Raw genomic sequence first — 15,110 nt, forward strand, 5'->3', positions numbered from 1 at the left:
TTATCTTATCCCGTTTCCATTTCCACAGATTGATTTTCGCTCCATGTCTCTGACGCAGATTGCGCAGATCTTTTCCAAAGAGTTTCCGGGTGATGACATTACCGGCAAACTGAGGCCGGGCCACACGATTTCCCTCCGTCACTTTGTCGGATCAACCACCTCGCTGGCTCTGGCCGATACGGCCAGACGGCACTATCCGATGATGGTCATCACCCCCGATACCGAACGGGCCCAGTTCCTGAAATCCGACATGGATGCCCTGGGAGTCCGGTCCACCCTCTATTTCCCTCCGGCCGGAAGAAAACCGTATGAATCGGGCCGGGTGAAGGATACCGCCGTTGCGGCCCAGCGCTCCGATGTGATTGACCGCATCCGCGATAACGGCGAGCGGTTGGCTGTGGTGACATCCGCCGATGCCCTGTTCGAAAAGATGGCATCTTCGGAAAGTTTTGCCGAGGCCTCGATCACCCTCCGAAAAGATGGCCGCATTGACCCGGAAACATTGACCGGCCGGCTGGCCGATCAGCAGTACCAGGCCGTCTCCTTTGTGAATGAACCCGGTGAATACGCCCGGCGTGGCGGCATCATCGATATTTTTCCGTTTGCCGGCGAATACCCCATCCGGCTCGAGTTCTTTGGCGATGAAATCGACTCCATCCGGGAGTTTGACCCCGATTCGCAGCGATCTGTCGCGTTTCTGGATCACATCCGCCTGGTACCCAATCTGGAAACGCTCGCCAGGGAAGACAGGCAGTCGCTGATCTCGTTCCTGCCGGAGTCGGCGGTGGTCGCCATCGTGGACTACCCCGGGGTGGTCGCGGAAATCAGCCGTCTCTACGCCGAGGCCATGGCGATATACCGGGAGCAGGTTCCCGGTCTGGCTGATTCCGTTTCCGGTGATATGGCCCCGGCCGATTCCAAAAGCTCCAATACGACATCCGCATCCGCCGCAGCTGCCGGCGGGCGGAATAACCGCGTCGATGCGAAAAACTCCGGCTCGTACCAGGACACCAGCTCCGTCGATATCGAACCGCCCGAACAGCGCTATCTCGCCCCCGAAGAGCTGGTGAAACAGCTGCAACGACATCCGCGGATGCTGTTCGGCGCCCTTCCGGCCGACCTGGAGCCCGATGCCGAATACCGTTTGGACGCCCGGCCCCAGCCCGATTTCAACAGCTCGGTGAAGCTGCTGCGCAAGGATCTGGCCGATCGCAGCCTGGAAAACATCGAAACCTATATTCTGTGTGACAACGACGGGCAACGCAACCGGTTTGAGGAACTGCTCGGTGAACCGAACCGCGACCTCCGCTACCGGATGTCCGTTGATACCCTGCATCAGGGCTTTGTGCTTCCGGGGGCAGGTATCGCCGTGTATACCGACCACCAGATCTTCAACCGGTACCACCGGCCCAAAACCCGGACCCGCTCGCGGCGCGGCGGCATCTCATTCAAAGAGCTGAAAGATCTGAACATCGGCGATTATGTGGTCCACGTCGATCACGGCATCGGCAAGTTCGCCGGTTTCAGAAAAATTACCGTGAGAGGGGCCGAGCAGGAATCGGTCGTCCTGCGCTATCAGGACGATTCCACGCTGTATGTCAATGTCTCCAGTCTGCACAAGCTGCAGAAATACTCCGGAAAAGACGGCACCGCGCCGAAAATCACCAAACTCGGCACCGGTGAATGGGCCCGGAAGAAAGCCAAAACGCGGAAGCGGGTCAAGGACATCGCCCGCGACCTGATCACGCTGTACGCGAAGCGGAAATCACAGAAAGCCTGGGCTTTTTCACCCGACAGCACCGAGCAGACCGAGCTGGAGGCCTCCTTCATGTACGAAGAGACCCCGGATCAGGCCAGCGCCATCGACGATGTCAAAGGCGACATGACCGGTGAAACACCCATGGATCGCCTTGTGTGTGGTGATGTGGGTTTCGGCAAGACCGAAGTCGCCGTTCGGGCGGCGTTCAAGGCGGTGCTGGACGGCAAGCAGGTTGCGGTGATGGTTCCTACCACCATCCTGGCCGATCAGCACTGGAAAACCTTCCGCACCCGCATGAAAGATTTCGCGGTGAACATCGAGGTCATTTCCCGGTTTCGCAGCAAAGCCGAACAGACCGATATCCTCAGACGCACCAAAAAAGGCGCAGTGGACATTCTTGTCGGCACCCACCGCATTGCCTCAAAGGATGTGGCGTTCAAGGACCTGGGTCTGCTGATCGTCGATGAGGAGCAGCGTTTCGGCGTAAGCGTCAAAGAGAAGCTGAAGGAACTGCGCGCTTCGGTGGATGTGCTCACCCTCACCGCCACACCCATCCCCCGCACCCTCCAGTTCTCCCTGATGGGGGCCCGTGACCTGAGTATCATCAACACCCCTCCCCCCAACCGGCAGCCCGTGCTCACCGAGATCCACAGCTTTGACTCCCGCCTGATCCGCGATGCTATCATGCAGGAGGTCAGTCGCGGCGGCCAGGTTTTCTTCATCCACAATCGGGTGCTAAATATCGAGGAGACCGCCGAAATGATCCGGTCGCTGGTCCCGAATATCCGCGTGCAGTTCGCCCATGGACAAATGCCCGGCAGCCGGCTGGAAAAGATTATTCTGGATTTTTACGATCACAAGTTTGACGTGCTGGTATCCACCAATATCGTCGAAAACGGGATCGACATCGCCAATGCGAACACCATCCTGATCAACCAGGCCAACCATTTCGGGCTGTCGGAACTCCATCAGCTGCGCGGGCGGGTGGGCCGCTCAAACCGAAAGGCGTACTGCTACCTGATTACTCCCCCGATGGAGTCGCTGTCTCTCGAATCCCGCAGACGGCTGCTGGCGCTGGAGGAGTACTCCGACCTGGGTTCCGGATTCAACATTGCCATGCGGGATCTTGACATCCGGGGCGCAGGCGACATTCTGGGCGCCGAACAGAGCGGATTCGTGAATGAAGTCGGTTTCGAGATGTACAACAAAATTTTGAACGACGCGGTACGGGAGCTGAAGGAAACCGAGTTTTCCGACTTGTTCGCCGACACCGAATATGTGCCGGAGCGACCGGAGACCACCGTCGAATTCGACTATTCCGCACTGCTGCCGGCCGACTATGTGAGCGACAATGTCGAACGGTTGAATCTGTACCGCCGCCTTTCCGGGGCCGCGGGCAAAAACGAGATCAACGACTGGCGGGACGAGGTAACCGACCGGTTCGGTCCCCTGCCGGAAGCTGCGGTCAATCTCGTCAACGCCACACATATCAAGCAGCTGGCCTCCCGGATATGGCTGGACAAGGTGACTATCCGTTCGGGCCGCATGTGGTTGCAATGCCCGGACCACGACACTGAAACCGGCGCCCGTTTTTACGACCAGGGCGGTTTGCAGCATCTGATGAATCAGCTGGAGACGCTTCGTCCCGGAAAATTCCAGCTGGTGCAGAAGGGCCAGGCGGTGCGATTTGCCGTACAGGACGTGCCGGGCCTGAAGGAAGCCCAAACGCTGCTGGAACAGCTGGAGCCCGCAACCGTGCCGGCCGGCGGCGCGTCGAAAACGGCCGAATACACATGACCGAAACCAGAGATTCATGATTGACACCACACCCGCCATATCGCTGAGTCACTACGCAGAGCTCCTTCGCAAGGGCGGCGTTGTAGCATTTCCCACCGAAACCGTCTACGGCCTTGGAGCCGATGCCTGGAATGCCGACGCCATCGCCCGCATCTTTGCACTCAAGGGGCGCCCGCCGGACAATCCCCTGATCGTACATGTCGGTTCGGTGGAAATGGCGGAAACCCTTGCGGCCGGGATTACCGAAGACGCCCGGCTGTTGATGGAGCACTTCTGGCCGGGTCCGCTGACTCTCATCTTCCCCAAGCGACCGGAGGTGCTGGATATTGTCACCGCCGGTATCGCGACGGTGGCAGTTCGTATGCCCGATCACCCCATCCCCTTGCGGCTCATTGGAGAATCTGGACCGCTCGCCGCGCCGAGTGCCAACACGTCGGGCCGTCCCAGTCCCACGAGGGCCGAGCATGTGCGCCACGATTTCGGAGACGAGGTGCCGGTTATCGAAGGCGGATCGTGCCAATACGGACTTGAATCGACCGTACTGGATCTTTCGCAGCATCCGTACACCGTTCTGCGACCGGGGCATGTTACACAGTCAGACCTGGAGCGGGTGCTCAAACAGCCGGTCCGGATGGCGCAGCATCGGTCGGACGATGATACCGGTGTCGCCCCGCGCAGCCCCGGCATGAAATACACCCATTACGCGCCGGACGCCCGGGTACGCTGGATGACGCCTGACGAACTGGACGATCCCCCAACCGGCAAGAGCAAGACGCTCTATCTGCTTCACACATTGCGAGAGCACCAGGCCGTACCCACGCAGGACACGGATTCGGCATATGCCGGTGATTCAGGGGGGACTGGGGATTCTGGTGGATTGGAGGCTGATTCCAGGGACTCCGGCAGTACCGGCGATGCAAGAGTACCAGGTGGTTCCGGCTTTTCCGACGGCCCCGGTGTTTCCGACGATCCCGGCGATTCCGGCTTTTCCGACAGTACCGACGATCCCGGCGACTCCGGCGATGCAAAAAAACGGGCGAGGCAGCCGCTATCCGTTGTTCACTACCGGGAGGATTACATCGAAATGGCGCGTGACCTGTACGACCGGTTCCGGATGGCCGACCTGAACGGCTATGAGGAGATCGCCATCGAACCGTTTCCCGCCTGGCACGAAATGACCGAGGCGCTGCTCAATCGCATTCGGAAAGCGATCGGCGATTAGGATGAGGCATGGCACTACAGTGGATCCGGCGCATTGAGTAAGTGCACCTGGATTGTTCAGGATCCCGGCGAGTTTTCTTCGGGCAACAATCCGGGAAGTGGAAGCCAAACAAAACAAAGCTGACAGGCCCTGTATAAAAATTGAGCGCCGTGTTCATGGCCCGGAAGAAGTCCGGAAGGAGTCCGGAAGGAGTCCGTTTGAAAGAAGTGCGGTCAGAAGTAAAACCCGGTGCCGGCGGTAAGCGTACCGAATTTCACCCCTCCGATATCCAGCCACCGGTAACGGAAAAACAGCCTCATAGCATTCACATGCACACCAAAGTCAAGTTGATGGTTGATCACATCGGCGTGTGTGGTGTAGGTCCAGCTGCCGGCATACCTCAGTGAAAAAGGCCTCCAGGGGTAGAGTTCGACATTGATGCCGATATCGGGTCCGCGGTAGGTACTGCCATCCAGGCGAAGCGTGCGCATTCCGAGCTGGAGACCGCCGTCACCCTGGGAGACAAACCGGAACTTGCGTTCGAAAAGAAATTCGGTTTGGTGGATTCCGTAAGGGGCGTCATCCTCCTTCATATACTCGTATCCGGCGATCAGGCTCCAGTACCGGATATTGCGCTTGACCCGGGCGGATGCCTGCTGCATGGCCCAGGTGGTTTGCGGTAGCGAGAAGGTCCCCTCGATATCCCACAGGCCGCGGCTTCCCTCTTCAAATGTGCGAATCCCGCTGTATTTCGGATTTGCGTAGGGGTAGCGGGTGTACCGGAGCGGCGGTTCGTCCTCATAGGCCGGCTGAAAATAGAAAAACATGGGCATAACATCGATGCCTACATGCCACATCACCCGGGCGGCCTGAACCACCACGTGGTCGTCGCTTTTGCCGTCGAGGCGGTCCTTGGCCTCTTCGGTACGTGACTGGGCCGAAAGAGGCTGCCAACCGGCAAATACCATCAGGGGGATAAGCGCTATGACAAAACGGTACCTGGACATGAAACGATGGGGTTACAGGATCACTGATATTACGTACCACAGAACGGTTTTGTTGCGTGTAAAGCCCCTGATTCGCCTGTTAGCCCGGGCCTGGTGCCCGCGGCCTGGCCGGATCAGAACATCGGCGCTTTGGGCTTGTTCTGCAGGATCTCCTCGATACGTTCCATCACGGTATCGTCCAGTTTCTCGAGGTCGTCAACGGCGCGCAGGTTTTCCTCCAGCTGCGACACCTTGCTGGCCCCGAGAATGGCGCTGCTCACGTTCGGGTTTTTCAGGCACCATGCGATGGCCAGCCTCGCCAGGGAGATGCCTAGATCATTGGCGACGGAAGTCAGGCCGCGCGCCTTTTCGATATTCCCCGGCTGGAGGATCTCCTCCTTGAGCCAGTCCAGCTCTTTCTGCGAGAGCCGGGTCGTGTCATCCGGAAGGCCGTCGTTATACTTGCCGGTGAGCAGTCCGGAGGCAAGCGGTGAGAAAATGGTGGTACCGAGTCCCACAATCTTGTACAATTTGGAGTACTCCACCTCGACCCTGTGCCGCTTAACCATGTTATAGTGCGGCTGCTCCATCACCGGGGCGACCAGGTTGTGCTGCCGGGCGACGGAGTGTGCCTCCATGATCTCCTGTGCGCTCCACTCCGAGGTTCCCCAGTAAAGCACCTTGCCCTGCATGACTAGCTGATGCATTGCCCAAACGGTCTCCTCCATGGGGGTAGCCTTGTCGGGCCGGTGGCAGAAATAGAGATCCAGATAGTCGACCTGAAGCCGGCGCAGTGCGGCGTGGCACGCCTCGAATACATGCTTTTTACTGAGGCCGCTCTGATTGGGAAGTTCACCGCCCCAGAACACCTTGCTGGATACCAGGAACGTGGTGCGGTCCCACCCGGATTTTTTGAGGATGCGACCCATTACCTCTTCTGACTTTCCGAAGTAGTAGGCCTCGGCATTGTCGAAGAAATTGACGCCGTTATCGTATGCCGTGTGCATCAGCTTTTCGGCGGTGGCGTCGTCAATCAGTTTTCCGAAGGTAAGCCAGGATCCGAGCGACAGGGCACTGACCCTGACTCCGGCTTTTCCAAGAGGGCGATAAATCATAATAGCATGGATTCAGTTAATGGTGGCGTCACGTTCACCGGAAAATATCACTCCGGGAGATCAGATGCGCACCAAAAACCGGACAGCCGCGCGAGACCGTTTGCAAGCAGTCTGCCCTGCTAGTCCCCGCGGAGTTTCTGCCCCAGCAATGCCAGCACATGCTTCCATTCGATTTTGAGCAGTTCAAACTGTTCCCGGACATCAGCAAGTTGTCCCTCAGTAGCGCTCATCTCGATCCTTTTCGAAAGATCGGCCAGCCGCCCGAAACACATGTTCAGCGAGGAGCCTTTGAGCTGATGGGCCAAAGCACGGGCCCGTTTCATGTCGGCACTATCAACGGCCGCCTCAAGCGAGTCGATAATAACGGGGTACGTATCCCGTGTTGCCGATAAAACCTCCTCAACATCTTCTTCGTTGTGATTCAGCCGGCGTTCCAGTTCAGCGGCGTCAAAATGATCTTCTGTTGGGATATCGGGCTCCTTTTCCGGCATTTCTCTCGTTTTCTGCAACAGCAACCTCTCCAGCGCATCCGAAATTTTTTCTGAGTCAACCGGTTTGGAGAGAAAGTCATCCATGCCTGCACGGATGCACTTTTCCCGCTCTTCAGAAGCCGTACCGGCGGTCAGCGCAACAATGGGGGTCCGGTTCCCTGCGGATTCGCGCTTCGCCCCGTCCTCCTTTTCAATGTTTCTGATTTTTTCCGTGACTTCGATTCCGTCCATTTCCGGCATCTGTACGTCCATGAGAACGAGGTCCGGGCGGTGTGTCTCGAACATCCGGAGAGCCTCCCCGCCATCGCGGGCCTCAATGATTTGTGTTTCAGGCAACAATCGGCCGATGATCGAACGGATCAGGATCATGTTCATTGGAACATCCTCGGCGATCAGTACGCTCAGGCCGGTGCCGTCTTCTGCCATTTCGCCTTCGGATGGTGCCGGCTCGGTGTGACTTTGATCCGCAGACGAATCTTCAGATCCGACATCGGAAAAAATCGCAATCAAATCACGCATTTTGACCGGTTTAACGATTCGGGATATCACGCCCAGCTCATCGCATTGCTGCTGAAGGCCGGGTTCTTCCGTGGAAGCGTGCATGAGAACCAGCGGCTGCGTTTCCGGCGATAAACCGAGATCTTTCCGAATCAACTGTGCCGTCTCCATGCCGTCCGGTGAGGGCATGTGACAATCCATCAGGACAACATCAAACGGACCGGAGCGCTCCAGGGTTTTCAAGGCTTCCGGCCCGTTATCACAGGTAACACAGTCAACCTCTTTCTCTTCCATCATCTTTTTGAGAATCGCAAGATTGTTCCTGTTATCATCGACAACAAGGCATCGCCGGACCCGGCTGATGTCTCCGGTTGTGAAACGTTCATCCGGCTCGAATTCTGCGGTGATACTGAAATAGAAGAGAGAGCCTTTTTCCCGTTGGCTCTCAAGCGCGATAGTGCTCCCCATCTTTTGGGCGATCATCTGGGAAATCATCAGTCCGAGACCGGTTCCGCCGTATTTTCGCGTAGTAGAACTGTCTGCCTGGGAGAAGGCTTTGAAGAGTTTCTTTTGCTGGGCTTTTGAAATCCCGATTCCGGTATCGCGAACGGAAAAATGAAAGTGGCCCTGTCCGGAATCGCGCTCTTCCTCGAATACCACTTTCAGTTCAATCTCGCCTGTTTCGGTGAACTTTACCGCATTCCCCAGTAAATTGACGATGATCTGCTTCAGCCGTACCGGATCCACGACAGCGTAGCGGGGCGTATCGGCATCAATATCCAGCAATATTTCGATATGCTTGCGCCCGGCATGGAACGCGATGACATCCACGCTGTTTTCAAGCAGTCCGATGATGTCGGTTCTGACCGGATCCAGTTCGAGCGCTCCCGCTTCAATTTTGGAAAAATCCAGAATGTCGTTGATGATCTGCATCAGGGAATGGCCCGACATGGTGGCATTATCCACATACTGCTTTTGCGCCTCCGAGAGCGGTGTTTTGGCAAGCAACTCGGTAAAACCGATGACTCCGTTGAGAGGAGTGCGAATTTCATGGCTCATGTTAGCCAGAAACTGGCTTTTGGCCTTATTGGCCTGATCTGCTTCCTGTTTCGCAACAACAAGTTCCCGTTCTTTGGCCAGCCTTACCATGGAATCTGCAAGGATATGGGCGATGGTCTGAAGTCTTTCCATTTCCTGTGTATTCCAGGAGTAATGCTTCTTCACCATGTCAAGACCGATAAAGCCGAAATACCGATCCTCGTTTGCAAGGGGCACGGTAAGCAGGGATTTGATATCCTGACTCATGAAGAGGGCTTTTTCGGCAGCAGCCGTTTCCGGCAATGCGGCTACTTCGGGGATATGCACACGTTCCTTATTCAGGATTTTTTTCTTCCACCAGGGAAGCGGATCCACCGGCACCTGCTGCATATCTGAAATATGCGGATCGATGCCTTCGGCACACCACTCATGCGTGTTGGTCTTTGTGGCAAGGTCCTCCGAAAACAGGAACAGATAGGCACGGTCGGCAGCAAAGTAGCGGGCGGTTTCAGCCAGTATCCGGTTCACCGTCTGATCGTAGGTCTCCGCCTTCACCTTGACCAGGCTTGATGATACCAGGGAAACCGTTTTTTGATAATCGTAACTGTTGCTTAATTCCCGTTCCGCGGCCTTTTGCTCGGTCACATCCCTCACAAAGGAGATCAGCCTGTCGCCACCAGAGGGTACCAGCCTCGCCTGGAAAAAGCGGGTTCCCCCCCGAACCGGCATCGAATAGGAAAACTCCGCAACACCCTGCCTCTCTATTGCTTCGGCAATGGCGGCCTCCTTTTTCCGTGACACCTCCGGCGGTAAAACATCGCGGAAGTTCCTTCCGAGAAAATCTTCCGGACGGGCATAGAGATTTGTCGAATCCGCCTTGAAGTCAAGAAAATTCCCCTCCCTGCTAATGACAAAAAGCATATCCGGAATACTCATGGTCAGTGAGCGGTGGTACCTCTCACTGTCAACCAGACGGTACTTGAGCTCGACTTCCTCTGTAATATCGCGCTGAATACCAAAATGGCCGATGATCTTTCCCGTATCGTCATGGATGCAGGTATATTCCACCATAATGGTTATCGGGGTGCCGTCAAAGCGGTGCTGGCTGCTCTCGGAATGCGCCTTGTCTTGATCGAGTATTTTGCGAACCAACTCACGCCCCTGGTCCCGGTCATGTGCAAAAAAGTCGGCTATCGTCAGTTTCAGGACCTGCTCTTTCGTGACACCGTACTGATCCAGAAACGCCTGGTTCACCCTGGTCAAACGCGAATGGTTCAACACATAATCAAGTGTTTTCTCCTTATCATCGGCATTGCCCCAGTCAACAGGCTCATCCAGCGCCATGAAAAAGAAACCGCTCATGGACTGGGAAAAAAACAGGTTCAGTTTCTCCTCGCTTTCCCTGAGCGCCTTCTCGGACCGGACCCGGTCGGTCACATCTCTGGCAGCGGCATAGATAAGTTTTCCTTTCGGATGGGACCGCCACTCAATCCACCGATAGGAGCCGTCGATCGATCTGTACCGATTGGTGAAATTGAGCACTTTCTCCTGCTTGCCCAATGAGTTCATTGCATCCAGGGTCGGCTGGATATCATCGGGGTGAACAAAATCCAGGAACTTCCTGTTATTCAGCTCTTCGCTCGAATATCCAAGGATTTCACCCCAGGCTTTGTTGGTCTTGATGAAATAGCCGTCTGTGTCGGCGATACAGAGCAAATCCAGGTTCACGTCAAAAAAGCCGGCCAGTTCCTCTTCGTGCTGCTTCAACTGCTGCTCGGAACGGATCCTTCGCAGGACCGACCCCACCATATCCGCATATGACTCCATCAGATGCCGGTTTTTCGGCCTTCTTCCCCCCTGATAAAAAAGTGTAAAATCACCGAGATCCCTGGCATCCGTGATTGTCTTGACCACCGCCACACTGCTGATGTTCAGCACCCCGGCAAGCCCGGCCAGCACCTCCCGGGGCAGGTCATTCCCGGCAATATCTTCCAGGCGGTCAAACACCGTTGTTTTATTGCCCTCGGTACGGGCTTCAATACGTGGATTAAGGTTCCATTTTTTGTCCTCAAGTGCAAAGCCCAGGATATCGGCAGCCTTGCGGATCTGCCTGCCGTCGCCTGCGAACGCACGGGTTGTGAAGCTTTCCCTGTTGTGGCTGAACACGTTGAAAGCGACAAAGGATGCCCCTGATATCTGCCTCATGGTCTCCGCGATATCATGGTAGTCGATATTGTCCGCGAAGTAGCCATTCAGCTTTTGGGAAGCCTCTGCAAATTGCGTGAAGTGCGTGAGCTCTTCGTATACGGTTGTGAAATACCCTTCGCCGTCGGAGACAACCGTTACACGGTACCACCGCCCAAGCGCTTCGGAGTAGTGCTCAAATACCTCCCTTCCTCCGTTCAGGGCAATATTTCCAAAAAATCCAATCCAGTCAAACTCCTCTCCGATGATTCCCGGGTGCACCTTTGTAACCGGACGGTTGATGATATCCCCCCTTTTCAGTCCGGAGATTTTTTCAAATGCCCTGTTGGTATTCACAAAAATGTAATCCACGGGTTTACCGTCATCATCAAGGATGATTTTACAATCGGCTATCCCCAGCAAAAACTTGTCAGCCATTCCTTATAATATCTTGAGTAATCAAAAACCGGCGGCAGGACACCCCTGCCGCAACAGACCTTCCTTCGGTAAAAAGCAAAAATCACACCATAAAAAGAAAAAAAACGAACCCAGGCCGGCGGCGCGGGCCGGACATGCACGATACGGTGGTGGTAAACCACTTCTCAGAAGGCGGTTACGATTTTTGACGGGCGTTGTAGATGGGCTTTCCGCGCTGTACATAGTCCTGAAGCACCCGGATCGCTTCCTCGCGCAGCAGATCCCGGGCGACCGAAATACCGCGCTGTTCCAGGGCGTCGGACCAGTCGGCTGGTTTGGGACCTTCGTCGAAGCCGGCGGCACGGGCATCCTCGTCGCGGGCGGCGCACACCACGCGGCGCACCCCCGACCACGGTGTGGCGCCCAGGCACATGGAACAGGGTTCGGTGCTGGTAAACAGCTCACAGAAAGGCATGTCTTCACCGCCCAGGTCGTGCGTTTCAAGGACCTGCTGGGCCAGGGCGTACGCCACCATCTCGGCATGTCCGCCCGACCAGCGGGCCGGAACCACAATATTCACACCGGGGGCAATCAGCCGGCCGGTATCGCGGTTGAAAACAGCCGCCCCAAAAGGTCCGCCAGTGTCGTTTCGGACATTTTCACGGGCCAGCGCGATCGCCAGGCGCATTTTCTCCTCGTCGGTGCGATAGATGTGATCCGGCGCGGGAAGGACGGATGAAACCCACCCGGGGAGCTGAAACCGGAAATCCGGGAACGTGAAGCCGGCAGTTTGATTCATCAGACAGAGAGTATACCAGTAAAAAGAAAATACAGCCTGCTCATTATACGACATCGATTCTTCGTGGTCAATGGCAATCTGGCGGCATAACCCGGCGCTCCGAACTCCGGATCCGTATGCCGGATCCTACTCGTTAAACAGCAGCTCGGCGTCAAACTCCTGAACCAGGTGCCAGGTCAGTTTTCCCGCGTCAAACACAATGTGAAAATAGCGCTGTTCGGTCGAACGGACCACAAAGTGGTAGTGCATCGCCTGGCCCACCCGCTCGGCATGCGACTGCCGCACCTGCGCGATGCGGTGGGACTGCCCGTCCGGCAATTGAAACCGCAGCGGCGTAATCCCGAACTTCACCTTCCGGGACCGGAATCCCGCAAAAATACTTAACACATTGATGGCCGGGTATTTGTCCATTTTGATCCGAGATCCGGGTTCCGTTGCTTGTCTTCCAGCCGCCATTCTTTTTGCCTGCCCCGCATTTTTTACAGACGAAGTGTTGCAGAAAAACGACATCACACATAAATTACACATATAAATAATCGCGTCAAACTGCGGTCTTTAAAAATGTTTTCTCCGGTCCGGGCGCAAGCCTTCCGTCCGGTGATGAATGACAGGCAATCGGCACTGCAATTGAACGGTGCGATGAAATTGAAACACTGCGCGGACCTTCCGCCCGGGAATGCATGATGAGCAATGAACCCTGAACATATTTCCTCTTACGATCTGGAGCAGGATGTCCACCGCATCACGCTTTACAGCAGCGTGGCCCGGGAGCATCAGCATGTGAGCCTGAAGCCCCGGCTCTATCTGCATATCGACATGAACTGCTTTTACGCGCAGGTTGAGCAGCGTGCGTGGAACCTGTACGGGCTTCCGGTGGCCATGGGCGGATGGCGCAAGCCCGACGGCACGCCGCGCGGCATCGTGGCTACCGCCAGCTACGAAGCCCGGCAGCTTGGCATCAAAACCGCCATGAGCGCCCTTGAGGCCCATCAGATCTGTCCCTACCTGATCTTCCTGCAGATCGACTACGACAAATACAAAGGCATCAGCCGGCAGCTTCAGGCGATTCTGGAGGATTTTGCCCCCGATGTCGAGAAGTACTCCATGGATGAATACTTCCTGGATGTGACGTTTCTGCAGCGGCGACCGCGCCCGGCCATCCACGCTTTTGCCGGCCGGCTCAAGCGCGCCATATACGATGAACTCGGGCTGGTCTGCTCCGTCGGCATTGCCCGGAGCAAGACCTACGCCAAGCTGGCCTCCGGACTGCGCAAGCCCAACGGACTCCTCCTCCTTCTCAGCGATGAGGAGGCGCAACAGGAACTGGATCCCCTCCCGCTGGACAAGGTGTGGGGCATCGGCCGGCGGCGGTACCGGCGTCTGCAGCGCCACAGCATCCTGACCATCGCCGACGCCCGCAAACGGGGTCCGGGTATCTTCGAACAAATCTTCGGCGCCATGCAGGGCCGGCTGTTCTACGAGATGGTGACCGGCCGCGACCGCGCCCGGGTGCTCGACAACGCCCACCATGTGCCGGACGAAGTCAGCTACATGCATACTTTTTCCGATCATACCGCCGACACCGGACAGGTACGCGCCGAGCTGGTCAAAGCAGTCCGGCAGGTCTGCTACCGGATGCGCGGCTACCGCCGCAAGGCGCGCCGCTTCGGCTGCTACCTCCGGTTCCAGGATGCCCGGTGGCAAGGCACCTCCTTCGCTTTTGCCACGCCCGGCTACACCAACCTCGACGAGTACGTCATGAACGCCTGCATCCCCGCAGCCATGGAGCTGCTGGAGCGGGCGCGGCGGGACGGGTACACCTTCCGCGGAGTCGGGCTCCACACCATCGACATGGTGCCGGGCGACCAGCTCGAAATCTTTTTTCAGGAGGACAGCCGTCTCTACCGCCTCTACCGCTCTATCGATACCATCAACAACCACTACGGCAAACAGGCCATCGTCAAAGGCGCGATGAAGGACGGCGTGCCGGGCAAAACCCATTTTGTCAACCGGAGCTGAAATGGCCGGGCTCCGAAGTATCCGCTCAGCCGGCGAAATTACCGCTGCCGAAGCGGTCTGCCGGCGGAGGGCCTGACCCGACGGAGGGCACCCTCACGGATTTCCGGCTTTCCGGAGAAGCTCCCGGAAAAAACGTCTGGTGGCACCCCACGGGATAGCCGGGAAATATTTCAGGCTCTTTTTCTGTCTGATGCGCCAGCTGTTATACCCCACCATGACGATATTCCAGACGTAACCCAGGGTTATGAGGAACATATGATTGGGAAACGGCGCGCGGGTCCAGCCACGCCCCCACTCCGACCACGCAATGTGGTAGTAGAGCGGAGACTGGTAAAACCATGCCGACAACACCGAGATCAGGATAACCAAAAGAATCACTGTGAACTGGTAATTCAGGATCTGCTTTCCGGCTCTGTCCACAGCCCTGTCCCGGTCTTTCAGCACCACCCAAATCAGCAGCGGGGCGAGAATCCACAACAGGAAATGCACATACATGCCCAGCAGCGAAAGGTTGATGAAATGCAGGTAGCGGCCGGTGTCCCCCTCTTCCGCCCGGGTGAGCTGCCCCGTTGCAACACCCAGCGCTTCGGCGATTCGTTGCAGTGTATCGCCCCTGGGAGTAGTGTCGCCGGCTTCGATCCGCTGAATCGTTCGAATGTTGACCCCGGCTTTTTCGGCGAGCAGATCCTGCGACCATCCCAAAGCACTCCTTTTCTCCCTGATCTGACGCGATACTTCACTGCGACTCATATCTGCATGTTTTGATGGCGGTTGACCCGGACCCCGTCCGGCACACTGTCGAAATC

General features: G+C 56.7%; 9 protein-coding genes. 3 read left to right on the forward strand and 6 right to left on the reverse strand.

Annotated features, from left to right (window positions below):
* The first annotated feature begins 43 nt into the window (after positions 1 to 43).
* Together mfd and QA596_06965 are read left to right on the forward strand one after the other, a co-directional pair.
* Positions 44 to 3,556, forward strand: a complete 3,513-nt coding sequence (gene mfd, locus QA596_06960; GenBank protein MDG5767197.1) for a transcription-repair coupling factor — start codon at positions 44 to 46, stop codon at positions 3,554 to 3,556.
* Positions 3,557 to 3,572: 16 nt separating this feature from the next.
* Positions 3,573 to 4,778 (forward strand): L-threonylcarbamoyladenylate synthase, encoded by a 1,206-nt coding sequence (locus QA596_06965; GenBank protein ID MDG5767198.1) that lies wholly within the window; start codon positions 3,573 to 3,575, stop codon positions 4,776 to 4,778.
* A 212-nt stretch (positions 4,779 to 4,990) separates the two neighbouring features.
* On the opposite strand, the gene QA596_06970 is transcribed toward QA596_06965, so the two are convergent.
* From QA596_06970 to QA596_06990, 5 genes are all read right to left on the reverse strand, one after another.
* Positions 4,991 to 5,764: a hypothetical protein gene (locus QA596_06970; protein ID MDG5767199.1), complete on the reverse strand. Its 774-nt coding sequence runs from the start codon at positions 5,762 to 5,764 to the stop codon at positions 4,991 to 4,993.
* Positions 5,765 to 5,877: 113 nt separating this feature from the next.
* Positions 5,878 to 6,858: an aldo/keto reductase gene (locus QA596_06975; GenBank protein ID MDG5767200.1), complete on the reverse strand. Its 981-nt coding sequence runs from the start codon at positions 6,856 to 6,858 to the stop codon at positions 5,878 to 5,880.
* A gap of 119 nt (positions 6,859 to 6,977) precedes the next feature.
* The gene (locus QA596_06980) at positions 6,978 to 11,507 is read right to left on the reverse strand and encodes a PAS domain S-box protein (GenBank protein ID MDG5767201.1); all 4,530 of its coding nucleotides are present in this window, start codon (positions 11,505 to 11,507) and stop codon (positions 6,978 to 6,980) included.
* 175 nt (positions 11,508 to 11,682) lie between these two features.
* Positions 11,683 to 12,285: a nucleoside deaminase gene (locus QA596_06985; protein MDG5767202.1), complete on the reverse strand. Its 603-nt coding sequence runs from the start codon at positions 12,283 to 12,285 to the stop codon at positions 11,683 to 11,685.
* A gap of 126 nt (positions 12,286 to 12,411) precedes the next feature.
* Positions 12,412 to 12,696 (reverse strand): hypothetical protein, encoded by a 285-nt coding sequence (locus QA596_06990; GenBank protein ID MDG5767203.1) that lies wholly within the window; start codon positions 12,694 to 12,696, stop codon positions 12,412 to 12,414.
* Between the two features lie 279 nt (positions 12,697 to 12,975).
* On the opposite strand from QA596_06990, the gene QA596_06995 reads away from it, so the two are divergent.
* Positions 12,976 to 14,304: a DNA polymerase IV gene (locus QA596_06995; protein ID MDG5767204.1), complete on the forward strand. Its 1,329-nt coding sequence runs from the start codon at positions 12,976 to 12,978 to the stop codon at positions 14,302 to 14,304.
* A 93-nt stretch (positions 14,305 to 14,397) separates the two neighbouring features.
* Here the strand turns inward: QA596_06995 and QA596_07000 are convergent, their stop codons facing one another.
* Complete coding sequence (locus QA596_07000; protein ID MDG5767205.1) at positions 14,398 to 15,054, reverse strand: DUF4870 domain-containing protein; 657 nt, start codon at positions 15,052 to 15,054, stop codon at positions 14,398 to 14,400.
* Between the last annotated feature and the right edge of the window lie 56 nt (positions 15,055 to 15,110).

It is taken from the genome of Balneolales bacterium ANBcel1 (genome assembly GCA_029688905.1).
Lineage (GTDB): Bacteria > Bacteroidota > Rhodothermia > Balneolales > Natronogracilivirgulaceae > SLLW01.

Coding starts and splice junctions, on each gene's coding strand:
- QA596_06975 (MDG5767200.1), bottom strand. CDS start 6,858: ATGATTTATCGCCCTCTTGGAAAAGCCGGAGTCAGGGTCAGTGCCCTG.
- QA596_07000 (MDG5767205.1), bottom strand. CDS start 15,054: ATGAGTCGCAGTGAAGTATCGCGTCAGATCAGGGAGAAAAGGAGTGCT.
- mfd (MDG5767197.1), top strand. CDS start 44: ATGTCTCTGACGCAGATTGCGCAGATCTTTTCCAAAGAGTTTCCGGGT.
- QA596_06980 (MDG5767201.1), bottom strand. CDS start 11,507: ATGGCTGACAAGTTTTTGCTGGGGATAGCCGATTGTAAAATCATCCTT.
- QA596_06985 (MDG5767202.1), bottom strand. CDS start 12,285: ATGAATCAAACTGCCGGCTTCACGTTCCCGGATTTCCGGTTTCAGCTC.
- QA596_06965 (MDG5767198.1), top strand. CDS start 3,573: ATGATTGACACCACACCCGCCATATCGCTGAGTCACTACGCAGAGCTC.
- QA596_06995 (MDG5767204.1), top strand. CDS start 12,976: ATGAACCCTGAACATATTTCCTCTTACGATCTGGAGCAGGATGTCCAC.
- QA596_06970 (MDG5767199.1), bottom strand. CDS start 5,764: ATGTCCAGGTACCGTTTTGTCATAGCGCTTATCCCCCTGATGGTATTT.
- QA596_06990 (MDG5767203.1), bottom strand. CDS start 12,696: ATGGACAAATACCCGGCCATCAATGTGTTAAGTATTTTTGCGGGATTC.